This window comes from Burkholderiales bacterium, assembly GCA_035518095.1.
Classification (GTDB): Bacteria; Pseudomonadota; Gammaproteobacteria; order Burkholderiales; family JAHFRG01; genus JAHFRG01.
The window spans coordinates 65,288-88,545 of sequence record DATIXX010000056.1 but is presented as its reverse complement, the minus strand read 5'-3'; the positions used below and the strand labels follow the sequence as shown (position 1 = coordinate 88,545).

Genomic DNA, 23,258 nt, shown 5'->3' with positions numbered 1-23,258 from the left:
AATATTGATTTTCTCGGCGGCAGGCACCTTGGGCAGTCCCGGCATAGTCATGATGTCGCCACATATCATGACCACGAATTCAGCACCGGCAGAAAGGCGCACTTCGCGCACGTTAATTACATGACCACCGGGCGCGCCGCGCAGGCCGGGGTCAGTGGAGAAGGAATACTGGGTCTTGGCGACGCACACCGGATAGTGGCCGTATCCATCATTCTGCAGCCTCTGGATTTGCGCCCGCACCTTGGCGTCCGCCACGATATCTGCCGCACCATAAATCTTGGTGGCAATGGCCTTCATCTTGTCCCACAGAGGCGCCGATTCTTCGTATACAAACTTGCAGCCCGCAGGCGTCTTGTCAACAATGCCGACTACGGTACGTGCCAGCTCTTCCGCACCCTTGCCGCCCTCTGACCAGTGTCGTGCGACTACGACCGGTGCTTGGCTTCCTGCCATTTTTTTTCTGAGGAGGTCAATTTCCGCATCGGTATCGAAAGTGAAATGGTTGATGGAAACGATACAGGGCAAACCGAAGTGGTTACGCACGTTACTGACATGGCGCTCCAAGTTGGCGATTCCTTTCTCCAGCGCTGGAAGGTTTTCCTTGTTAAGCTCTTTGAGATCCACGCCACCGTGATATTTAAGTGCCCGTAGAGTAGCAACCAGCACCACTGCCGAGGGGCGCAATCCCGCCTTGCGACACTTGATGTCGATGAATTTTTCCGCACCCAGATCGGCACCGAAACCAGCCTCAGTCACAACGTAATCGGCGAGCTTCACCGCAGTTTTGGTGGCGATCACCGAATTGCAACCGTGCGCGATGTTCGCAAACGGACCGCCATGGATGAAAGCCGGATTGTTTTCCAGGGTTTGGACGAGATTTGGTTTCAAGGCGTCCTTGAGCAGCACCGTCATTGCACCGTCTACGTTGAGTTCGCGCGCCCTCACGGGTTTCTGTTCGCGCGTGTAGCCAACAACGATGTTGCCAAGACGGTTTTTTAGATCCTTAAGCGAAGTGGCAAGACAGAAAATCGCCATCGCTTCGGAAGCTACCGTGATGTCAAATCCATCCTGCCGCGGATACCCGTTAGCCGGCCCACCCAGGGAAATCACAACCTCGCGCAGCGCTCGATCGTTCATATCCACCACCCGCCGCCAAGTAATGCGCCGCGCGTCCAAGCCCAGGGCATTACCGTGGTGAATATGATTGTCGATCGCCGCAGCAAGCAGGTTGTTGGCAAGCCCGACCGCGTTAAAGTCGCCGGTGAAATGCAAATTGATGTCCTCCATAGGGACGACCTGCGCGTATCCGCCGCCCGCGGCGCCACCTTTTATGCCAAACACCGGGCCTAGGCTGGGCTCGCGTATGCAAAGCACTGTTTTTTTGCCGATGCGGTTTAATGCATCGCAGAGTCCTACCGTGGTGGTGGTTTTGCCTTCGCCGGCAGGGGTGGGACTTATCGCTGTTACCAAGATCAGCTTGCCGTCGGGCTTTTTGGCAAGGCTATCGACAAACTCCAGGGAAAGTTTGGCCTTGTAATGGCCGTACGGCTCGAGATATTCTTCGTCGATACCAAGTTTTTCTTTCGCCAGTTGAGTGATACGCTGCATTCTGGCTTTTTGCGCGATTTCAATGTCGGTCAACATATATCCTCCCCGTATTTGAACGATTATCGTCCACCCCAACGCGCGTACCCTTAAGACGACCCGCAGTACGCGTGGCAGTTAATTCGCCATGCCCGGCTCGCGCCCAAAGCAACCCGGGTTAAGTTATTTGCGGTTTATTCGGCGAGTATCTGTCCGCCGCCAAAACTTGAGTGTTTTGGCTTCCGACCGCCGCGCGTTACCTTAACCGCACAATATTTAAATTCCGGTATTTTTCCGAACGGATCGAGCGCCGGGTTGGTCAGTATATTTGCCGCGGCTTCGTAGAAGCAAAACGGTACAAATACTGCGCCGCGCGGGGTGCCATCATCGGCGCGCGCATACAGCGAAATCTCCCCACGGCGTGATTTAACGGTAATTACATCCCCGGGCTGCACGCCGATAGCATCTAACTCCAGTGGATGAAGCGATGCTACGGGTTCGGGTTCAATCGCGTCGAGTACGCCGGCGCGACGCGTCATGCTTCCTGTATGCCAGTGCTCCAGTTGCCTTCCGGTAATCAGCACCAGCGGGAAATCACTATCCGGCCGTTCATTGGCAGGAATGATGTCCGCCGGCACAAATCGTCCTCGTCCGCTTTCGGTCGGGAAATGATCAGTAAAAACCACCGGTTCACCTGGATCGCCTTCGTGTTCGCATGGATAGGTTACGGAGCCCTCCTGCTCAAGCCGCTCCCATGTGATGCCGGCAATGGAAGGCATGGCTTTGCGCATTTCATTGAATACGTCCTTTGGTCCCTCCGGATAACTCCACTTGAGCCCCATGCGTCTCGCAATTTCCTGAACGATCCATAAATCGTGTCTTGCATCGCCTGGAAGATCCAATGCCTGCCGACCGAACTGCACCATGCGGTCCGTATTGGTCACGGTGCCGGTTTTTTCGGGCCATGCCGAAGCCGGCAGGATAACATCGGCAAGGTAACAAGTTTCAGTCAAGAAAATCTCTTGCACCACAAGCCATTCGAGTTGCGCCAGCGCTTCGCGCACATGCTCGAGATCGGGGTCCGACATGGCGGGATTTTCCCCCATGATATACATGCCGCGGATTGCTCCGGCGCGAATTGCGTTCATAATTTCCACCACGGTGAGTCCGGGTTGAGGATCGAGTTTCGTTCCCCATAGTTCTTCGAAATCAGTTCGTGCCTTCTCATTGTCCACGTGCCGATAATCCGGATACATCATTGGAATCAAACCGGAGTCGGATGCGCCCTGCACGTTGTTTTGCCCGCGCAACGGATGCAGTCCGGTACCCGGACGCCCTACCTGGCCCGTGAGCATCGCAAGCGCAATCAGACAGCGCGCATTGTCGGTACCGTGCACATGCTGGGATATACCCATGCCCCAGAAAATCATCGATCCCTTCGACGTGGCATAAAGCCTCGCCACCTCTTTTATCGTTGCCGCGGGAATGCCGCAAACCGGCGCCATTTCTTCCGGGGTGTAGCCCTCAACGTTTTTTTTCAGTTCCGCAAAGCCGCTGGTGCGATTCTTGATGAAATCCTCATTCGCCAGCCCTTCGTGAATAATGGTGTGCATCATTGCGTTCAGTAGCGCAACGTCAGTATCAGGCCTGAACTGCAGAAAGTAAGCCGCGTGGCGCGCAAGATCTGAGCGGCGGGGATCGGCGACCACAAGCTTCGCGCCGTTCTTGACTGCGTTCTTGATCCAAGTTGCTGCTACGGGGTGATTAACCGTGGGGTTGGCCCCGATCACGAATACCACTTCTGCTCTCAACGCATCGCTGACCTGATTCGACACAGCGCCCGATCCGATACCTTCTAGCAGCGCTGCGACACTTGAAGCGTGGCACAAGCGCGTGCAATGGTCCACATTGTTGCTTCCAAAACCGGTCCGCACCAGTTTCTGAAATAAATACGCCTCTTCGTTCGTCCCTTTTGCAGAACCGAATCCCGCCAGGGAACGCGGGCCGTCGCGGTCGCGTATTTTCAGCAGATTAGCGGCTGCAAGATCGAGCGCCTCTTCCCAGCTCGCTTCACGGAAAGCCTTCAATGCGATCTCGGGATCGATCGGTAAGTCGGCAGATTTGGGGAAATCCGACCGGCGGATCAGGGGCTTGGCAAGTCGCTGCTTGTGACTTACGTAATCGAAACCGTAGCGGCCTTTTACGCATAACCGGGCGTGATTCGCCGGTCCATCGCGCCCTTGCACATAAAGAATCTTTTTGTCCTTGACATAGTACGTGAGCTGGCAGCCGACGCCGCAGTACGGGCACACTGAATCCACGCTTTTGTCCGGCAAAAGCATCCCCACGCTCCGAGCGGGCATGAGCGCGCCGGTTGGGCACGCCTGCACGCATTCGCCGCATGCCACGCAGGTGCTGTCGCCCATAGGATCGTCAAGATCGAACACAATCTTGGAATGCTCTCCACGAAACGCATAGCCGATAACATCGTTGACCTGTTCTTCGCGGCAAGCGCGCAGGCAGCGGGTGCACTGGATGCAGGCATCGAGGTTTACTGCGATGGCGGGGTGTGAAAGGTCGGCCGCCGGTTGCTGGCGCGGACCGAAGCGTGGCTTGCCCACTTTGAGTTTTCTCGACCATAAGTCAAGCTCGGAGGCGAGGGTATACGACTGCCGCGGCATATCGGAGAGAAGCAATTCAAGCACCATTTTCTGCGCGGCACGCGCTCGCGGGTTGTCGGAAAATACGTCCATGCCCTTTTTGGGTGTACGGCAGCAGGAAGGCGCCAAAAAGCGCTCGCCCTTGATATCGACCATGCAGACGCGGCAGTTACCGTCCGGGCGCATGCCGGGTTTGTAGCAAAGGCGCGGAATTTCCACACCGTGACGCGCGGCTATTTCAATAATAGTTTCATTGCCGAAACCGGTAACGTTTTTGCCGTTCAGCTTGAACTCGACTGCCTCCGGTTTTACGGGTAATAGCACTGGAGCGTTCATCATTTACCTCGCTGCGAGCGCGGTATGCTCGCCGCGCTCACGATGCATCTTAGTTCACTGAATTTCATGCGCAAAGTACTTGATCACACAGCGCACCGGGTTAGGCGCTGCCTGTCCAAGCCCACAAATTGAAGCATCGGCCATCGCTGTTGAAAGCTCCTCGAGAAGCGTTTTGTTCCACGTCGGTTGCTCCATCAACCTCAGGGCCTTGACGGTTCCGACGCGACACGGCGTGCATTGACCGCACGATTCATCGGAAAAAAATTTCATAACGTTGCGCGCCGCCGCCACGGCGCTGTCCTTGTCGGACAAAATTATCACGCCTGCTGACCCGATAAAACAGCCATACTCATTAAGAGTATCGAAATCCATCGGAATATCACCCATCGACGCCGGCAAAATGCCTCCCGATGCCCCGCCCGGAAGGTAAGCATAAAATTCGTGGCCGTCCAGCATTCCGCCGCAGAATTCGTCGATCAGCTCACGCACGGTAATGCCCGCCGGCGCAAGATGGACACCGGGTTTTTGCACGCGCCCGGATACCGAGAACGAACGCAAACCTTTCTGTCCGTGGCGGCCGTGAGACGAAAACCACTCGGCACCTTTTTCTAGAATATCGCGAACCCAATAAAGTGTTTCCATGTTGTGTTCGAGAGTTGGCCGGTTAAACAAGCCCACCTGAGCGACGTAGGGCGGGCGCAAGCGCGGCATGCCACGCTTGCCTTCTATGGATTCAATCATCGCGGACTCTTCCCCGCAAATATATGCGCCGGCGCCACGGCGGAGATGCATTTTCGGCAGTCGGCATGGAGCACTTGCCGTTAATCTCGCAAGTTCTTTGGTAAGAATTTCGCGGCAGCCAGCATATTCGTCCCGAAGATAGATATAGATCTCATGAATATCAACTGCCCACGCCGCGACCAGCATGCCTTCCAGGAAACGATGCGGGTCTTGTTCCAGAAAATACCGGTCCTTAAACGTGCCCGGCTCACCTTCGTCAATATTTACGGCCAGCAGACGCGGTGCGGGTTCTCCCCGCACGATGCGCCACTTGCGGCCGGCGGGGAAGCCCGCTCCCCCAAGGCCGCGCAAGCCCGAATCTTCCATGATCTTAATCACGGAATCGGTCTCGTGTTTGCCGTTCACGCAGTCGCTTAACAATTGATAGCCACCATGCTTTCGGTATTCATCGTACTCAATGTAGGCGGGTACAGCGCATCGAGTCGCCTTGGACGCAACCGCAGATTGCACTTCTTTCACGTCTGCATTTGGTACTGGGTTTTGCCCCACTACCGCCACCGGAGCTTGCTCACAACGTCCAACACAGGACGCAGGTATTACTCGAACCTCCGCACCCAAGCTACGCTCGAGTTCGGCAATCAGCTGCCGCGCCCCGGACATTTCACAAGCAAGCGAATTACAAACACGTACGGTCAAAGCAGGAGGCGCGATTTCTCCATCCTTGATGACGTCGAAATGATGGTAAAAAGTCGCGACCTCGTAAACTTCGGCGGTCGCCAGCTTCATTTCCGACGCCAATGCCACAATGTGACCGGCTGAGATTTGGCCGTACTGATCCTGTATTTTATGCAAATGCTCTAGCAACAAGTCACGCCCGTGCGATTCATTTCCGAGCAATGCCTGGACCTCCGCCAACGCGACGGGATCTACAATACGGCCCTTGGGCGCGCCACGTACAACTTGTTGTTTCATTCGACCGCCAACGGATTTCTTTCCCACCATTAAAATTCCTCGCGATGCAATGCATTGGTATCGCGCCCAGCGTTAATGCCGATTTATAAACTCAGGCGACATCGCCGAAAGCATGCGGATATTTTTCAGCGTGGAACGGCTGACAACAGCTGCCAGTGCCGTGCAATATGAAACCTATTGCAAATGTGCGACAACCTTCTCAAAGCTTTCGCGCTTACTTGTTAGAAACCGGCGGGGGCCCAAGGTTCTGATATTCTGTTGGCGCAAACAATTATTGAAAACGGTTGAGCTTTTGTTGCACACGTATTCTGAATACTTGCTCATTCCCGAAGCACTGCAAGTACCGACTGCTCATTGTATCATGATTAGCTGTTAACTCCGACATACGATCGCGGCTCATAATATGCGTTCCTGCACCGAAACTTGCCTTCAAAGCACCGATTTCACCAACTTGCCCATTTCCGCAGGATTACGGGTAATTTTAATTCCGCACTCCTCCATCACCGTGCGCTTTTGGTTCCGGCGTAACATTGCGCTTCGCGAAATGTTAGCCTGCACCGAAACTTGCCTTCAAAGCACCGATTTCACCAACTTGCCCATTTCTGCAGGATTACGGGTAATTTTAATTCCGCACTCCTCCATCACGGCCAACTTTTCCTGGGCGGTTCCCTTGCCTCCGGAAATAATGGCACCTGCGTGCCCCATTCTTTTCCCGGGCGGCGCGGTGACTCCCGCAATAAAGCCAACTACCGGTTTTGCCATGTGGGAGCGAACCCAGCGAGCGCAATCTTCCTCATCGGTGCCGCCGATTTCTCCCACCATGATTACAGCGTCGGTATCCGGATCTTCATTGAACATTTTCATGACATCAATGTGTTTAAATCCGCCAACCGGATCGCCGCCGATGCCGACGCAGGTAGATTGCCCCAGGCCTTGCTCCATCAATTGTCCCACCGCCTCGTAGGTCAGCGTGCCGGAGCGCGAGACTACTCCGATGCGGCCTTTTTTGTGGATATGCCCCGGCATTATTCCAATCTTAATTTCGTCGGGTGTGATAACGCCGGGGCAATTCGGGCCAATCAGAACAGTTTTCTTGTTACACATTTTATTACGCGTGCGGATCATGTCGCGCACCGGTATACCCTCCGTGATGCAGATCACCAAATCGAGATCTGCTTCCACCGCTTCATCAATCGCCGCGGCTGCGAACTGAGCGGGAACATAAATCACCGAAACGGTAGCGCCAGTATTATCACTTGCTTCGCGCACCGTGTTAAATATGGGAATCCCCTCAAAATCCTGACCGCCTTTTCCCGGAGTTACGCCCGCCACGAAGCAGCTTATGCCGTTCGCGTAATCACGGCACAGACGGGTATGGAACTGACCCGTTTTGCCAGTAATCCCCTGCGTTATGACGCGTGTGTTTTTGTTAATTAAAATTGCCATTAAGCTAAAGTCCTTTCCAACTACCTCACGCGGTTTGCTTCGTTACGTTCTATTCGCGGCGGCAACGACCTTCCGTGCGGCGTCCGCCATATTGGTCGCGGAGATGATGGGCAGTCCAGATTCGGCAAGAATTCTCTTTCCAGCATCGACGTTGGTGCCTTCCAGACGTACTACTAGAGGCACATTAAGATGCATCTGCTTTACAGCAGATACGATGCCTTCTGCAATTACATCGCATTTCATGATGCCCCCAAAAATGTTGACTAGAACCGCATTGACTTTGGGATTTTTCAGCATGATTTTAAATGCCTCGGTCACTTTTTCGGTAGACGCCCCGCCACCGACGTCGAGAAAGTTTGCTGGCGAGCCACCAAACAGCTTGGTGATATCCATGGTGGCCATGGCGAGGCCTGCGCCGTTTACCAAACAGCCGATGTTTCCATCCAGTGAAATGTACGATAGATCGTATTTTGATGCCTCGATTTCCGCTGGGTCTTCTTCATCGAGGTCGCGCATTGCAGCGATGTCGGGGTGCCGGTACAGTGCGTTGTCGTCGAAATTCATTTTTGCGTCCAGAGCGAGTACCCGGTTATTGCCGGTCAGAACCAGTGGATTGATTTCGGCAAGGGAAGCATCCGTTTCATCAAATGCCTTATACAGCCCGGTAAGAGAATCTCGCGCTTGCGACACTGCCGCTTCGGGAATTCCGATGTTTCGCGCCACCGCATCGGCGTCTTGGTCGGTCAGACCTGACGTGGGGTCGACAATTGTTTTTTGGATTTTCTGCGGCGTGGTCGCCGCAACTTCTTCGATCTCGGTCCCGCCTTCAGAGCTTGCGACGAGTGCGGCGCGTTGCGAGGCCCGATCCACGACCATAGCAACGTAAAATTCCTTTCTTATATCGGCGCCTTTCTCGATAAGTAGACGCTTGACCAATCTTCCTTCAGGGCCCGTTTGGTGCGTCACCAGCCGCATTCCCAAAATCTTTTCGGCAAATTGCTTGACGGCATCCACCGATTTGGCGACTTTTACTCCACCCCCCTTGCCCCGTCCGCCTGCGTGAATCTGCGCTTTCACCACCCATGACTGACCGCCGAGAACGCGTGCCGCGTCAACTGCTTCGTCAACGGAAAAGCAGGGGACACCATCGGGTGTAGCGATGCCGTATTTTCTAAGAATTGCCTTAGCCTGATATTCGTGAATTTTCATCGGAAAGTTTAATCGCTTACTCGTATCCGGCGTTATCAAAACAAGCGGACTTTCAGAACCGGGCCTAAACGATGAACGATGTCTATTCTAAGCCCTCGGCATCGGCGTCCATTGCCGCTGATGACCGCACATTGACTGCGCGCCGCACCGTTGCAGTTGGCGCAAGAATATATAGCGGCTTGGCACCGCCGAAGAGCATCAGGCATTTTCTTAAGTCAAAGGGAAAAATGGTGCCGGCAAAAGGACTCGAACCCTCGACCAACTGATTACAAATCAGCTGCTCTACCAACTGAGCTATGCCGGCGTGCGTGTGATTATAGTGGAACCAAAGTGGATTGACCACGCAGCCCCGGGGTCATTTGATAATCTGCAGGCGCGGTTTTCCGTTGGACGCGGGAGCAGACGAGTTTCCATCATTGCCATGCGGATCTGTCGCACTTGGCACATCATTGAAAAACAGGCCTTGCCCGCTCTCCTTGGCAAAAATACCGATGACCGTCTCAACTGGAATGGAGAGCTCGCGTGAAGCGCCGTTGAAGCGGGCGGAAAACTGGATAAGGTCATTGCCCAGGGTCAGATTGCGCGTTGCATCCTGGCTGACGTTAAGGACGATTTCGCCGTTTTTGACGTATTCAGCCGGCACGCGAGTGCGCTCATTCACGCGCACCGATAAAAAAGGGGTCAAGCCGCTGTCGGCGCACCATTCGTACAGCGCCCGAATCAGATAAGGTTTACTGGAGACATGCTTCACTTGCGCATCACCCTTTCCGGCGCGGTGAGCGCCTCGATAAAAGCGGGCCGGCTGAACAGGCGTTCGGCATATTTCATGAGCGGCGCGGCCTGCTTTCCGAGCTGTATGGCGTAATGATCAAGCCGCCAGAGCAAGGGCGCGATTGCTACATCGAGCATGGAAAATTCCTCGCCCAACATATACCTCTGCTTTGCAAAAACCGGCGCGATTTGCATCAAGTTGTCGCGGATTACCGCTCGCGCCTTGTCTGCCGCTTTCTGGCTGCCCTGCTCAATCGAGTCGATTTGCGAAAACAATTCCAGTTCGAACCGGAACAGAAACAATCGTGCCCGCGCACGCATCACCGGATCGGCGGGAATCAACTGTGGGTGCGGAAAACGGTCGTCAATATATTCATTGATAATATTCGCCTCGTAAAGTATCAAATCCCGTTCCACCAGCACCGGAACCCGGTTATATGGATTCATGACCGCCAAATCCTCCGGCATGTTGTAAAGATCGACATCCACAATTTGAAAGTCCATGCCTTTTTCGTAGAGCACAATACGGCAGCGGTGGCTGAAAAGACAGGTTGTTCCGGAATATAAGGTCATCATAATTGCTGTCGCCGCCCAGGGTATTGTTGAGAAAAACTTTTTACGCGCTCAGGACGTTGTTAATGAACGTCCTTCCAGTATTCTTTCTTGAGCATGTAGGTCACGGCAAATAGGAGAGCCAAATAAAACAATACGTAAATTCCGAGCTTAATACGGAACGTCCTCTCCGGCTCCCCCATATACACCAAGTAATTTACCAGGTCGGCGACCATCATGTCGTACTGCAGCGGGGTCAGCGTGCCCGGTGATTGCAGCACCAGTTGTTGCACCTCGTGCTTGTGACCCTGCGCGTCGGTCTCCACTTCTGTTTTCAGCACCTGTGTCCCCTGCAATTCGTGTAACACGTGAGGCATGCCGACGTTGGGAAATACTGTATTATTCCAGCCGGTATGCGTAGTCTTATCACGATAAAAGCTGCGCAGATAGGTATAAAGCCAGTCAGCGCCGCGCGAGCGCGCGACAAGGGAAAGGTCCGGCGGAGTAGCACCAAACCAGTCCTTGGCGTCCTTCCCGTCCATCGCCACCGTCATGGGGTCACCGATCCTCTTAGCGACGGCAAGCATTAGATCATACTTAATCTGCTCATCGGTGAGCCCGAGGTCCTCCAGTCGCTTGTACCGCATATATTCGGCGTTATGACAAGTCAAGCAGTAATTGACAAAGGTGTGCACACCTCGCTGCAGGGATATTTTGTCGTACAAGTTCACTGGCGCCGTGTCCAGCTGGAGTTCCTCTGAGCCAAACGCCATAATCGGGGCCAGCAGTACTGCGAGCAGAACGCCTTTCACCATCTCACTCTTTCCGGTTCAGGTTTGGTTTTATCTAATCTGGTGTACCAAGGCATCAGGAAAAAGAACAGAAAGTAGATCACGGTACCTATTTGCGCCAGCACCGTTCTTAGCGGATCCACGGGCAATGTGCCGAGGTAGCCAAGCGTCACAAAGCTAATGACAAACAACGTCAACGCCATCTTGTAGATCGGACCGCGATAGCGGATCGACTTTACCGGGCTACGGTCCAACCACGGCAAAAAGAAATAGATGACTACCGCAATAGCCATGGACAGCACGCCCCAAAGTTTGGCGGGTATCCAAAGGAAGTTGAAAACATTGGCGCGGAGGATCGAATAAAACGGCGTAAAGAACCAAAGCGGAGCAATATGTGTCGGCGTCTGCAGCGAATTCGCCGGAATAAAATTATTCTTCTCAAGGAAATACCCCCCCATTTCCGGAATGAAGAAAACAATGACCGCGAAAACAATTAGAAATGCCGCCACTCCTAGCATATCTTTCACCGTGTAATAGGGGTGGAAGGGAATGCCATCGAGTGGAATTCCCGTTTTAGGATCCTTGTGTTTCTTGATTTCAATGCCGTCCGGATTATTCGAGCCAACCTCGTGCAGCGCGATCACGTGCGCCGCCACCAGTGCAAGCAGCATCAGCGGAACTGCGATTACGTGAAACGCGAAAAAGCGGTTAAGCGTGGCATCCGAAATCGCGTAGTCGCCGCGTATCCAAAGCGCCAGGTCAGGCCCCACAAACGGAATTGCGTCGAACAGGTTGACGATGACCTGCGCACCCCAGAATGACATCTGCCCCCAGGGCAGCAAATACCCGAAGAACGCTTCCGCCATCAGGCACAGGTATATGAGCATGCCGAAGATCCATAGCAGCTCGCGCGGTTTGCGGTACGAACCGTAAAGCATGGCTCTAAACATGTGCAAATACACCACCACGAAAAACATCGAGGCGCCGACGGAATGCATATAGCGAATTAACCAACCCCACGGGACGTCGCGCATTATGTATTCCACTGAGCCGAACGCCAAGCTTGAGTCCGGCTTGTAATGCATAGTCAGAACGATTCCGGTGACGATCTGCATCACCAACACCAGCAGCGCCAGAGAGCCGAAGTAATACCAAAAGTTAAAGTTTTTTGGCGCGTAATATTCTGCCAACTGGGATTTCCAAAGGGCGGTAAGCGGAAAGCGCGCATCAATCCAACCGAGAAGAGCACTTAATTTGTTCGTCATGATTTAGCCGCCTTAGGGTTTTCACCGATCAAAATCTTGGTATCGTTTACGTACCGGTAGGACGGAACCACCAGGTTGGTCGGTGCGGGAACACCTTTGAATACTCTGCCCGCAAGATCAAAGCGCGAACCGTGACAGGGACAGAAAAAACCGCCTGGCCAGCTAGGGCCAAGATCCGGCGGCGCCTTCTCCGGTCTAAACGTCGGCACGCAACCGAGGTGGGTGCAGATTCCAACCACCACGAAGTACTCGGGCTTGATCGAGCGCGTAAGATTTTTGCAGTATGGCGGCTGATGCGGCACCTCGGAATTCGGGTCAACCAAGCGGTTGCTAAGGGTGGGGAGCGTAGCGAGCATATCCTTCGTGCGATTGACAATCCACACCGGCTTGCTTTGCCACTCGATGTCGAGTTTCATGCCCGATTCGACTTTGCCGATATCCACTTCAACCGGCGCGCCGATCGCCAGGGCGCGCTGGCTGGGCATCATGGATGCGACAAATGGCACGGCGGTTGCAACTGTCGCTACCCCGCCCACCGCCGTCGTCGCTGCAATGAGAAAACGCCGTCTAGCATGGTCCACCTCATTGTTATCCGCCATTTAAAGGTGCCTTTTTCCCGGATGGGTAAAAACTCGGTCATTTTACCTGATTGCAAAAGGAAATTTAAATGCTTTAACGCAGGCATAAAACTGAAACAGCGCAAAACATTATTTAGAACCAGGGAGTTACAGCGACCACCGCGGTGAATTTAGAACTTTCGCATTCAAACGTCAAACTGACCGCCAAGTTGCGGAAAAAGAAGCGCAAAAACGGCTTCGCGTAAAAGCGGCGCGGGATCGCGGATACTTTTCGACTTTCCTCACTTTCAGAATAATGAGCCACGCGGTACCGCGAATGTTGCGGATTCGGGATGGATTTTAAAGCGGGTCAGGGTAGCCGGGAACCCCATCCGAACATGGCGTCTGCATTGTCGCCGCGGCAAAAGAGCGTCCGTAACTATTCGCTTTTGTGCGACCGCATTTTGCGCCATAATATTACGTTTTATTCAGCACGATGAAGCTTCCGATGCGCAAGTTTTGGCTCATTTTTGCCCAATCCACGACCGTTTGCCTTGCGATCGTATTTGTGGTTACGACTTTAAAGCCCGATCTGCTGCCAGCCACTTGGCGCGGTGGCAACGTCGTTTCCTTCAATGAAGCGGCGCCGGACGTTTCGCCGAGAGCCAACAATACTTCGTACAGTTACGCCTCGAAAAAGGCAATGCCGGCCGTGGTTAATATTTTTACTAGCAAAGAAGTGCGCACGCCGCGGCATCCGCTAATTGACGATCCTTTATTCCGGCATTTCTTCGGTGATAGTCCCGATGAAATGCACCGCAGCACCAGCCTAGGCTCCGGCGTAATTGTGAGCCCTCAGGGATATATCCTAACCAACTCCCACATGGTGCGCGCTGCCGATGAAATCGAAGTGCTGCTCAGCGACGGGCGCAAGGCGACGCCGCGCGTTATCGGGGATGATCCCGACACCGATCTGGCGGTATTGAAAATAGACTTGAAGAATTTACCAGCGATTACCTTTGGACGCTCTGATCAAATAAACGTGGGCGACGTGGTGCTCGCCATTGGCAATCCCTACGGCGTCGGGCAAACGGTGACCATGGGCATCATCAGCGCGGTTGGTCGCAGCAATCTAGGTCTCAATACGTTCGAGAACTTTATCCAAACTGACGCCCCGATCAATCCCGGCAATTCCGGCGGTGCGCTGGTAGATGTATCGGGAAATCTGATTGGTATTAATAGCGCTATTTACACTAGAACCGGGGGGTCCGAAGGCATCGGTTTCGCGATTCCCACCAGTGTTGCCAAGCAAGTGATGGAGCAAATCATCAAGAATGGCAGCGTTACGCGTGGTTGGATCGGCGTTGAAGCGCAGGACATGTCCAGGGAATTGGCGGAATCATTCAATTTACCCAACACTAGCGGGGCCTTAATCGCCGGCGTCATAAAAAAAGGCCCTGCTGACAAGGCCGGGGTGAAGCCGGGGGACATACTGCTTGCGGTCGAAGGCAAACCGGTAACCGATTCGCGCAGCATGCTCAACCTGATCGCTGCGCTGACACCGGGAAGAGCGGCAGCGTTTACCATGATGCGCAATCAAACCGAAATGCAGCTCAAAATCAGGGTTGGCAAGAGACCGAAACCACGCGTCGAGGATCTTGAAGAGCAAGACGAAGAGGACCAATAAAAGAGGCTAACCGTTATCTGCCGCGCTTATTACGGTTGGTTTCGATATCATCGGTTTCAGGTTCAGTAAGCGGTCGGTAGTCATCCACAGCCGTGCCGGGTTTGCTGATAAACCCCGCAACCACTAACCCCACTTCAAACAACAGCCACAACGGCACCGCGAGCATGATTTGCGAAACCACATCAGGCGGCGTGAATATCGCACCGATGACGAACGCACCGACGATAGCATAGGGCCGCACCTGTTTAAGCTGGGCCACGCTTACCACGCCCATCTTCACCAGCAGCACCACGGCGACCGGCATTTCAAAAGCGATGCCGAACGCGACAAACATCGTAAGCACGAAATCAAGGTATTTGCCGATATCGGTCATTACCGCCACACCCTGCGGGGCGATGCGAATCACGAAGCCGAACACCATGGGAAACACCAGAAAATAAGCGAATCCCATGCCGCAAATAAACAACAACGTACTGGCTATGATTAGCGGACCGACCAGGCGCTTTTCGTTGGCGTACAGCCCGGGCGCGACAAACGCCCATAACTGGTAAAGCACAAACGGAAGCGCGATGACGAAGGCAGCCATTAGGGTCACCTTCATCGGCACGAAAAACGGCGTGGTTACTTCGGTCGCGATCATCTGCCCGCCGCGGGGCAGCGCCCTAAGCAGCGGCTCCGCGAGCAGCGCATAAATATCTCGAGCCCAGGGAAAAAGGCATAGAAACACTATTATTATTGCGAGAATCGAGCGCAGCAGCCGGTCTCGCAGCTCGATCAAGTGAGAAATGAATGTATCTGGAGCGGCCATCGGTCAGCTCTATGTGTCCAGGCTGGCGGCAAACTTAAGATTGCTTTTGCGGATTAACGGACTTCGCCTGCGCTTCGGGCGCCGCGGATAATGGTGTGGCATGCTCGCCAGTCTTCTCCACGTCGTCTGCGATTGTTTTAATATGCGCTTCGGTATCCCGCATGCTGTCACTTACAGATTTTTCAAGTGAGCGCGCCGCATCCTGCATGCCGGATTGGAGTTTCCTTAGCTCATCCATTTGCATCTCGCGGTCGATATCGGCCTTGACCTCCGCAACATAACGCTGCAAGCGGCCGAACAGGTGCCCCAAGGTACGTGCCACCTTCGGCAATCGCTCTGGCCCAATAACGATGAGGGCCACCAATGCGATCACCAAAATCTCGGAAAAACCAACGTCAAACATTGGGCATTGTCACCCAGATCAAGCTTTGGTCTGGGTTTTGTTCTGTACTTCGCCTTCAATGGTCTTACCCGTGACCGGAGGCTGAACTTGCTTGTCGGTCTGGTCCTCATCTGAACTGCCGCGCATGCCTTCCTTGAATCCTTTCACCGCGTTCCCCAAATCAGAGCCTATGTTGCGTAGCTTCTTGGTGCCGAAAATCAAGAGCACGATAAGCAGAACAATCAACCAATGCCAGATGCTAATTGAGCCCATGTTTAACTCCTACGATAAGGTCTACCCCGGCTTGGCACGGTATAGCATAGGTGGCAGCACATCCGGGCCGCCGATAATGTGAATATGCAAATGAGACACCTCCTGCCTTGCTACTCTGCCGGTGTTGATTATTGTGCGAAAACCATCGTTGCAACCCTGTTCTTTGGCGAGCTTCGGCGCCAGCGCCATTATTTTCCCCAATACGCCCTGGTGCGCACGGTTGACATCAGCAAGCGATTCAACGTGCTGCTTCGGTATCAACATGAAGTGTACCGGCGCGAGCGGATTGATATCGTGAAAAGCGAGAATTTCATCGTCCTCATAAACCTTTCTGCTAGGGATTTCTCCTTTAACTATTCTGCAGAAAATGCAATTGTCCATCTGTTCCCCTCTTCCACATTGCTAGTCCTTGCCTTTTTTGCGCTGTTCCTTTTCCGTTAATCCCGAAACGCCTTCACGCCGCCGCAATTCCTGAAGCACGTCATCTGCCGTCATTCCGTAATATGAAAGCATGACCAAACAATGAAACCAAAGATCGGCCGTTTCCCTGACAATTTGTAGTTTATCACCGTCTTTCGCCGCCAGCAGAATCTCTGCAGCTTCTTCGCCGATTTTTTTCAGTATTACTTCCGGCGCGCCGGCATAAAGTCGCGCCACATACGAGTCTTCCGGGCTGGCGTTTTTGCGGTTTTCCAGTGTCTTGGTAAGGCGTTCCAATATATCCGCGCCGCTCATTTCGGGTAAATCTCCTTCGGGTCTTTGATGACCGCATCGGTGACCACCCATTTGCCACTCTGCAATTTCTGGAAAAAACAACTGTGCCTACCCGTGTGGCAGGCAATTCCGCCTATTTGTTCAACGGTAAGCAGGACTACATCCTGATCGCAATCCAGGCGGATTTCCTTCACCTTCTGCACATGACCAGATTCTTCACCCTTGCGCCATAATTTTTTGCGCGCGCGCGACCAGTACACGGCCTCGCCGGTGTTTGCGGTACGTTTCAGCGCTTCGCGGTTCATCCAGGCAAACATAAGAACCTTGCCGCCGCTTGTTTCCTGAACCACCACCGGTACCAGGCCGTCGTGCGTCCAGTTTACTTTGTTTAACCAGCTATCAGCCATGAATCTCTCTCACTACAACCTGACTTCAATGTTGTGTTGCGCCATGTATCGCTTGGCCTCCAGCACGGTATACTCGCCATAATGGAAAATGCTGGCTGCCAGCACCGCGTCCGCTCCGCCTTGCAGCACTCCTTCCACCAGATGCTGCAAATTACCAGCGCCGCCGCTAGCAATGACCGGAATATCCACGGCATCGCAAATCGCTCTTGTGAGCATCAAATCAAACCCGTTTCTTGTGCCGTCCCGGTCCATACTGGTAAGCAGAATTTCCCCCGCGCCCAGCGCCTGCACCTGCCTTGCCCATTCTACCGCATCGCGTCCGCTGGCCTTGCGCCCGCCATGAGTAAACACTTCCCAACGCGGCCTTGTTCCATTTCCTGATTGTTTCGCGTCAATCGCCACTACAATGCATTGCGCACCGTAGCGACCACTCGCGTCTGCTACCAACTGTGGATTCTCTACTGCCGAGGTGTTAATACTGACTTTGTCGGCTCCGGCGTTAAGGAGACTACGTACGTCTGCAACCGAGCGCACGCCACCACCCACGGTCAACGGAATAAACACCTGGGCCGCTACCTCTTCGACAACCGGGAGAATCAGACCGCGCGAATCGGAGCTGGCGGTTATATCGAGAAAAGCGAGTTCATCCGCTCCCTGTTCGTCGTAACGCCGGGCAATTCCCACCGGGTTACCTGCATCGCGCAAACCCACGAAATTTACGCCTTTGACCACGCGCCCGTCAGTGACATCCAGGCAGGGAATGATGCGCTTCGCTAGGCCCATAAATCAGTATTCCATCCTGAGGATGTGGGGAACAAGGGGAAACCAGGAAAACTATTTTGCTCGAATTTCCCGACGGCAGTGCATCTTGGCGATCAGGACTTGGGTTTTGAGCCGAGTCTATCCGCGAGCGCCTGCGCTGCTTTGAAATTCAGGGTGCCCTGGTAGATCGCGCGGCCGGTGATGGCACCCATAATGCCTTCAGATTCCACTTTACACAGTGCCTTCACGTCATCCAGAGTGGCCAAACCGCCGCTCGCTATCACCGGGACTGTAAGCGCGCGCGAAAGTTCCACCGTGGCCTCGATGTTAACCCCATTCAACATACCGTCCCTGCTGATATCGGTGTATATAACTGCCTCCACGCCGTAATCTTCAAATTTCTTAGCGAGGTCCACCACGTCGTGGCCGGTAACTTTAGACCAGCCGTTCACCGCCACTTTGCCGCCTCTGGCGTCAAGGCCGACCATAACATGTCCAGGGAAGGCACAGCACGCCTCGTGCAGGAGTCCGGGTGTTTTCACTGCAGCACTGCCGATGATGACATAAGCGATTCCGTCATCCAGATAGTGCTCGATGATTTCCATGTCGCGCATACCGCCGCCCAATTGCACTGGGATTTCGTTTCCCACCGCAGCGACAATTTCCTTGATAGCCGGTTCGTTCCTGGGCTTGCCCGCAGCCGCCCCGTCCAAATCCACCAGATGCAGCCGCCGGGCGCCCTGCTCCAGCCATTTTTTGGCCTGCTCGGCCGGAGCGTCGGAATATACTGTGGCGTCCTTCATCGAGCCTTGCTTCAAGCGCACGCATTGCCCGTCTTTCAAATCGATCGCAGGAATGATCAACATCGCTTCAGATTCGGGATGAAGGCAATCAGGTGCGGTTTACCCGCCAAGCGGAATTGAAATCACGGCTATAATACAGCACAAATCAGCATTGCGTGGAAGCGTAAGCATCAAGGCCCAGCTTGAGCCTGTCCGTTCCAGTCTACAAAATTGGCAAGCAAACGCAAGCCCGCGGACTGGCTTTTTTCCGGGTGGAATTGCACCGCAAAAATATTATCGCGCGCCACAGCACAGGTAAAGGCAAAAGGGTAACGGCTCACTGCGGCGATTTGCTGCGTATTTCCGGCTTCCACGAAGTAACTGTGCACAAAATAAAAACGGCTGCCCGATGAAATACCTTTCCAAAGCGCATGTGACCTTCTCTGTTCAACCTGGTTCCAGCCCATGTGCGGCACCTTCAGTTTGGCGCCGTGACCGTTGACCATCGCGTCCTGCGGAAAGCGCCACACTTTGCCGGGCAACACACCCAGTCCTTCTACGGCGCCTTCTTCGCTCCATTCAAAAAGCATCTGCAATCCGATGCAAATGCCTAGAAATGGCTTACTCCGGGCCGCTTCAAGTAGCGGTTGGCGCAAGCCGCGCGCATCCAGCTCGCGCATGCAGTCTGGCATCGCCCCCTGGCCGGGGAATACCACCCGTTTGGCATCGCGAATCTGCTGTCCGGAGTCGCTAACGCAGATTTTAGCGTCCGGAGCCACGTGCTCGAGGGCTTTCGCGACCGAGCGCAGGTTGCCCATGCCGTAATCCACTACTGCAATGTCGATCATTGACGACGTTTTTTCTACAGACTTCCTTTGGTCGACGGTAGTCTGCCGCTATTTCGCGGATCGAATTCCGACGCCATGCGCAACGCGCGACCGAACGCCTTAAATACCGTCTCACATTGATGATGCGCATTCTTGCCGCGCAAATTGTCAATGTGCAGCGTCACCAGAGCGTGATTGACGAAGCCCTGGAAAAACTCGTGCACCAAATCTACGTCGAACTCCCCAATGCGGGCGCGCGTAAATTTCAGATTGAATTCCAGTCCCGGCCGTCCCGATAAGTCCACAACCACGCGCGACAGTGCCTCGTCCAGCGGCACATATGCAAATCCGAAGCGGCGTACGCCTTTTTTATCACCGAGTGCCTTCAGGAAAGCCTGGCCAAAAGTGATACCGATGTCTTCCACAGTATGGTGCGCGTCGATCTGCAAGTCGCCCTTCGCCGAGATTTCGAGATCCAGCATTCCGTGCCGCGCGACCTGATCCAGCATATGATCGAGAAAAGCCACACCGGTGGAGAGCTTCGTCTTGCCGATCCCGTCAAGATTAAGTTTCACACCGATTCTCGTTTCCAGGGTATTTCGGGTAACCTGTGCCTTGCGCATGGGCGTGTTGTTGACAAAGACCTTATGGAATTAGGCTGTTCCTGAGCGCCTGGATGAATTGTTGGTTTTGGCCAGCAGTACCTACCGTCACCCGCAAGCAATTCTCCAGAAGCGGGTGACTGCGATTCAAATTCTTAATGAGAACTCCGCGCTTTAGCAAGCGGTCGAAGACATCGTCTGCTCCTGTTACGCGGAACAGAATGAAATTCGCATCGCTCCGATAAGCGCGCACACCCGCAAGCTCCGACAATTCCGTATACAATTTCGCTCGCTGCGATATGATTTCTCCGGCCTGGTCGCGCAACACCACCATGTGCTGCAACAGCTTCTCGGCAACAATTTGCGTCAGCGTGTTCACATTATACGGCAAACGTAACTTTTCCAGTTGCGTGAGCCACTCCCTGCTTCCTGTCAGGAAACCGAGGCGTAGCCCCGCCATTCCGAGTTTGGAAAGCGTGCGCATAACCAGCAGATTGCGAAAGTCAGCGAGAAGCGGCATGAAACTTTCTTGAGCAAAAATATGATATGCCTCATCGATCACCACCAAACCTGGCGCAGCCTCGACAATGCGCCGCAGCCCTTCACGGTCAAAAAGATTCCCAGTCGGATTATTGGGATAGGCAATGAAAATCACCGCAGGCCGAAATCGATCGATGGCCGCAATGACCGCTTCGAGGTCCAACGTGAAGTCGGGATTAAGTTGCACACCTGCGTAACGCAGCCCAGCATAGATTGCGATCAAGCGAAACATTGCGAACGCGGGTTCCACGCTCAACAAGCTCGCGCCCGGCCTTGCGAGCGCCAAGGCGATTATCTGAATCAGCTCGTCGGACCCGTTGCCCAACATGATTTCCATCCCGGAAGGAATCTCCATTGCATTGCGCAGACGCTCTTTCAGGCGGACCGCCCGCGGGTCGGGATAGCGGTTGATGGCAGCATCGCGCACCAGCTGCGCTATTTCGGCGCGCAATTCCTCTGGCAGGGAATGTGGGTTTTCCATAGCATCGAGCATCAGGAATCCGGCGCGCTCCGGCACCGGATATGCGCTTAATGCGCTGATTTCATTGCGCAATAGCTGTTCAAAAGGGGGTGCCATCATCAAAATTTGCCGTGCCGCTGTTGCATTCGGTATAGGGCCGATTTGGCGTGCGCCTGCAATCCTTCACCCATGGCCAGCTCTACCGCCACTTTGCCGAGTTTCACAGCGCCGCGTCTGGATATGTTGATCAAGCTGGAGCGTTTCTGGAAGTCGTACACGCCCAACGCCGACGAAAAGCGCGCGCTGCGTGACGTCGGCAGCACGTGATTCGGCCCGGCGCAGTAATCTCCCAAGGCTTCCGAGCTGTAGCGGCCCAGGAAAATCGCACCGGCATTCCTGATTTTGCCCACCCACCTCTCCGCATTTTCCACGCAGAGCTCGAGGTGTTCCGGCGCAATTCGGTTGGCAATATCACAGGCTTCGTCGAGGTCTTTTACGTGAATTAGCGCACCGCGTTTTTCCATGGACGCGCGTATAACTTCCTGACGGGCCAATGAAGGCAGCAGGCGCTTGACGCTCGCAGCGACGGCGTCCAGGAATTTTGCATCGGGAGAAAGCAAGATAGCTTGCGCCATTTCGTCATGTTCGGACTGGGAGAATAAATCCATGGTTACCCAGTCGGGATCGGTCCGGCCATCGCAAATCACCAGAATTTCAGAAGGGCCTGCAATCATGTCCAAGCCCACGATCCCAAACACACGCTGCTTTGCCATAGCGACAAAAGCGTTGCCCGGGCCAACGATTTTATCCACTTGCGGGATCGTCCGAGTGCCGTAGGCAAGTGCGCCTATGGCCTGAGCACCACCAATGGTAAATACCCGATCAACTTTACAGATTGCGGCGCAGGCGAGCACCAACTTATTCTGTACACCGCTGGGCGTTGGCGCCACCATGATGAGTTCACGCACGCCGGCCAATTTAGCGGGAATCGCATTCATCAGCACGGTGGACGGATAGGCAGCTTTGCCGCCGGGAACGTACATGCCTACGCGCGCCAGCGGCGTCACTTGTTGTCCAAGCAGTGTGCCATCTGCATCGCGATAGCTCCACGATTTGACGACTTGCCGTCTGTGGTAGGCGCGTATGCGTGTCGCGGCATGCTGCAAGGCGCTGCGCTGAGCCTTAGATAGGCCTTCGAGTGCTTGCTTGAGGCGCGACTGCGGCAGTTCCAGGTCGCTTACGGTCTTGGCTTTAAGATGATCGAAGCGTCGCGTATATTCGAGCAGTGCCGCATCCCCGCGCGATCTCACGTCAGCCAGAATTCTGGCCACGTCGTTGGCGACCCTCGTGTCGAACGCCACTTCGTAGGCAAGCAGCGACTTGAGTCGGCGTTCGAAATTACGCTGGGCGGTCGAAAGACGCCTGACGTTAACCACGGTTCACCGCGTGTTCCAACGCGTCGATGAGCGGCCTAATCGCCTCGCGTTTCATTTTTAGTGCCGCCTGATTGACTATCAGCCTCGCGGAAACAGGTGAAATGTCTTCCACGGCCTGCAGGTTGTTGGCCTTCAGCGTGTTGCCGGTCCTGACGAGATCCACAATGGCGTCGGCGAGTCCGGTGAGCGGGGCGAGTTCCATTGAGCCGTACAGCTTGACAAGATCAACGTGCACGCCTTTCGATGCAAAATGCTCGCTTGCGGTTTGTAGGTATTTGCTGGCTACGCGCAGTCGCGCGCCTTGGCGCACTGCCTTCGCGTAATCAAAACCTTGTGGCACAGCCACCACCATGCGGCAGCGGGCGATGTTCAAGTCCAATGGCTGGTACAGCCCGTCGCAGCCGTGCTCATCCAGCACGTCCTTGCCTGCAATACCAAGATCCGCGGCGCCGTATTGGACATAAGTGGGCACATCGGTTGCGCGCACCACAATGATGCGAATGTCTGCGCGGTTTGTGGCAAGAATTAATTTGCGGGAGATTTCCGGATCGTCAAGCGCGACGATTCCTACCGTTCTTAGCAGCGGTACCGCGTCGTCGAAAATGCGGCCTTTCGACAAGGCAAGGGTAATTCCGGACACGGCGATCTCTCAATCGAAAAAGCGCATTTTACAGCAGAGCGGCCGCGCTGCAGG

24 protein-coding genes and 1 tRNA gene are annotated in these 23,258 nt (G+C 54.3%); 1 reads left to right on the top strand and 24 read right to left on the bottom strand.

The genetic code is table 11. The features are described 5' to 3' along the window. From VLV32_09780 to petA, 11 genes are all read right to left on the bottom strand, one after another. On the bottom strand, window positions 1-1,644 hold a 1,644-nt coding region (locus VLV32_09780; GenBank protein HUL42173.1), incomplete at its 3' end, for a formate--tetrahydrofolate ligase. Window positions 1,645-1,778: 134 nt separating this feature from the next. After that, on the bottom strand, window positions 1,779-4,583 hold the full coding sequence (gene fdhF, locus VLV32_09775) for a formate dehydrogenase subunit alpha (GenBank protein ID HUL42172.1): 2,805 nt from the start codon (window positions 4,581-4,583) through the stop codon (window positions 1,779-1,781). A gap of 51 nt (window positions 4,584-4,634) precedes the next feature. Next, entirely contained in the window at window positions 4,635-6,293 is a 1,659-nt protein-coding gene (locus tag VLV32_09770) for an NAD(P)H-dependent oxidoreductase subunit E (protein HUL42171.1), read from the bottom strand. Between the two features lie 570 nt (window positions 6,294-6,863). Continuing rightward, entirely contained in the window at window positions 6,864-7,739 is an 876-nt protein-coding gene (gene sucD, locus VLV32_09765) for a succinate--CoA ligase subunit alpha (protein HUL42170.1), read from the bottom strand. Window positions 7,740-7,781: 42 nt separating this feature from the next. Further along, complete coding sequence (sucC, locus tag VLV32_09760) at window positions 7,782-8,948, bottom strand: ADP-forming succinate--CoA ligase subunit beta (protein HUL42169.1); 1,167 nt, start codon at window positions 8,946-8,948, stop codon at window positions 7,782-7,784. Between the two features lie 228 nt (window positions 8,949-9,176). Next, window positions 9,177-9,252 (bottom strand) — tRNA-Thr (locus VLV32_09755). Window positions 9,253-9,303: 51 nt separating this feature from the next. Next, window positions 9,304-9,699 carry a ClpXP protease specificity-enhancing factor gene (locus VLV32_09750; GenBank protein HUL42168.1) on the bottom strand — a complete coding sequence of 132 codons (396 nt, stop codon included), beginning with the start codon at window positions 9,697-9,699 and terminating at the stop codon, window positions 9,304-9,306. Further along, window positions 9,696-10,295, bottom strand: coding sequence for a glutathione S-transferase N-terminal domain-containing protein (locus tag VLV32_09745; GenBank protein ID HUL42167.1), 600 nt, complete (start codon window positions 10,293-10,295; stop codon window positions 9,696-9,698). Before VLV32_09745 ends, VLV32_09750 begins: the two co-directional genes overlap by 4 nt. 59 nt (window positions 10,296-10,354) lie before the next feature. Continuing rightward, complete coding sequence (locus VLV32_09740) at window positions 10,355-11,086, bottom strand: cytochrome c1 (protein HUL42166.1); 732 nt, start codon at window positions 11,084-11,086, stop codon at window positions 10,355-10,357. Next, window positions 11,080-12,327 carry a cytochrome bc complex cytochrome b subunit gene (locus tag VLV32_09735; GenBank protein ID HUL42165.1) on the bottom strand — a complete coding sequence of 416 codons (1,248 nt, stop codon included), beginning with the start codon at window positions 12,325-12,327 and terminating at the stop codon, window positions 11,080-11,082. The genes VLV32_09740 and VLV32_09735 overlap by 7 nt, the downstream gene beginning before the upstream one ends. After that, the gene (gene petA, locus VLV32_09730; GenBank protein ID HUL42164.1) at window positions 12,324-12,926 is read right to left on the bottom strand and encodes a ubiquinol-cytochrome c reductase iron-sulfur subunit; all 603 of its coding nucleotides are present in this window, start codon (window positions 12,924-12,926) and stop codon (window positions 12,324-12,326) included. Before petA ends, VLV32_09735 begins: the two co-directional genes overlap by 4 nt. Before the next feature lie 454 nt (window positions 12,927-13,380). On the opposite strand from petA, the gene VLV32_09725 reads away from it, so the two are divergent. Further along, the gene (locus VLV32_09725; protein ID HUL42163.1) at window positions 13,381-14,571 is read left to right on the top strand and encodes a Do family serine endopeptidase; all 1,191 of its coding nucleotides are present in this window, start codon (window positions 13,381-13,383) and stop codon (window positions 14,569-14,571) included. 13 nt (window positions 14,572-14,584) lie between these two features. Here VLV32_09725 and tatC read toward each other — a convergent pair whose 3' ends face one another. From tatC to hisG, 13 genes are all read right to left on the bottom strand, one after another. Then, a complete protein-coding gene (gene tatC / locus VLV32_09720) occupies window positions 14,585-15,379 on the bottom strand; it encodes a twin-arginine translocase subunit TatC (protein ID HUL42162.1) in 795 nt (264 codons plus the stop codon). A 34-nt stretch (window positions 15,380-15,413) separates the two neighbouring features. Continuing rightward, entirely contained in the window at window positions 15,414-15,782 is a 369-nt protein-coding gene (tatB, locus tag VLV32_09715) for a Sec-independent protein translocase protein TatB (protein HUL42161.1), read from the bottom strand. 18 nt (window positions 15,783-15,800) lie between these two features. Beyond that, complete coding sequence (gene tatA, locus VLV32_09710; protein HUL42160.1) at window positions 15,801-16,034, bottom strand: Sec-independent protein translocase subunit TatA; 234 nt, start codon at window positions 16,032-16,034, stop codon at window positions 15,801-15,803. Between the two features lie 21 nt (window positions 16,035-16,055). Then, window positions 16,056-16,415: a histidine triad nucleotide-binding protein gene (locus tag VLV32_09705; protein HUL42159.1), complete on the bottom strand. Its 360-nt coding sequence runs from the start codon at window positions 16,413-16,415 to the stop codon at window positions 16,056-16,058. Between the two features lie 21 nt (window positions 16,416-16,436). Next, entirely contained in the window at window positions 16,437-16,769 is a 333-nt protein-coding gene (locus tag VLV32_09700; GenBank protein ID HUL42158.1) for a phosphoribosyl-ATP diphosphatase, read from the bottom strand. Further along, on the bottom strand, window positions 16,766-17,155 hold the full coding sequence (gene hisI / locus VLV32_09695; GenBank protein ID HUL42157.1) for a phosphoribosyl-AMP cyclohydrolase: 390 nt from the start codon (window positions 17,153-17,155) through the stop codon (window positions 16,766-16,768). Before hisI ends, VLV32_09700 begins: the two co-directional genes overlap by 4 nt. Window positions 17,156-17,167: 12 nt before the next feature. Continuing rightward, complete coding sequence (gene hisF / locus VLV32_09690; GenBank protein ID HUL42156.1) at window positions 17,168-17,938, bottom strand: imidazole glycerol phosphate synthase subunit HisF; 771 nt, start codon at window positions 17,936-17,938, stop codon at window positions 17,168-17,170. Between the two features lie 92 nt (window positions 17,939-18,030). Continuing rightward, on the bottom strand, window positions 18,031-18,783 hold the full coding sequence (gene hisA / locus VLV32_09685) for a 1-(5-phosphoribosyl)-5-[(5-phosphoribosylamino)methylideneamino]imidazole-4-carboxamide isomerase (protein HUL42155.1): 753 nt from the start codon (window positions 18,781-18,783) through the stop codon (window positions 18,031-18,033). A gap of 107 nt (window positions 18,784-18,890) precedes the next feature. Then, window positions 18,891-19,547, bottom strand: coding sequence for an imidazole glycerol phosphate synthase subunit HisH (hisH, locus tag VLV32_09680; protein ID HUL42154.1), 657 nt, complete (start codon window positions 19,545-19,547; stop codon window positions 18,891-18,893). Window positions 19,548-19,561: 14 nt separating this feature from the next. Further along, window positions 19,562-20,149: an imidazoleglycerol-phosphate dehydratase HisB gene (gene hisB, locus VLV32_09675; protein ID HUL42153.1), complete on the bottom strand. Its 588-nt coding sequence runs from the start codon at window positions 20,147-20,149 to the stop codon at window positions 19,562-19,564. Window positions 20,150-20,171: 22 nt separating this feature from the next. After that, window positions 20,172-21,245 (bottom strand): histidinol-phosphate transaminase, encoded by a 1,074-nt coding sequence (gene hisC, locus VLV32_09670; protein HUL42152.1) that lies wholly within the window; start codon window positions 21,243-21,245, stop codon window positions 20,172-20,174. Window positions 21,246-21,247: 2 nt separating this feature from the next. Further along, window positions 21,248-22,564, bottom strand: coding sequence for a histidinol dehydrogenase (gene hisD, locus VLV32_09665; GenBank protein ID HUL42151.1), 1,317 nt, complete (start codon window positions 22,562-22,564; stop codon window positions 21,248-21,250). Continuing rightward, the gene (gene hisG, locus VLV32_09660) at window positions 22,557-23,210 is read right to left on the bottom strand and encodes an ATP phosphoribosyltransferase (GenBank protein ID HUL42150.1); all 654 of its coding nucleotides are present in this window, start codon (window positions 23,208-23,210) and stop codon (window positions 22,557-22,559) included. The genes hisD and hisG overlap by 8 nt, the downstream gene beginning before the upstream one ends. Between the last annotated feature and the right edge of the window lie 48 nt (window positions 23,211-23,258).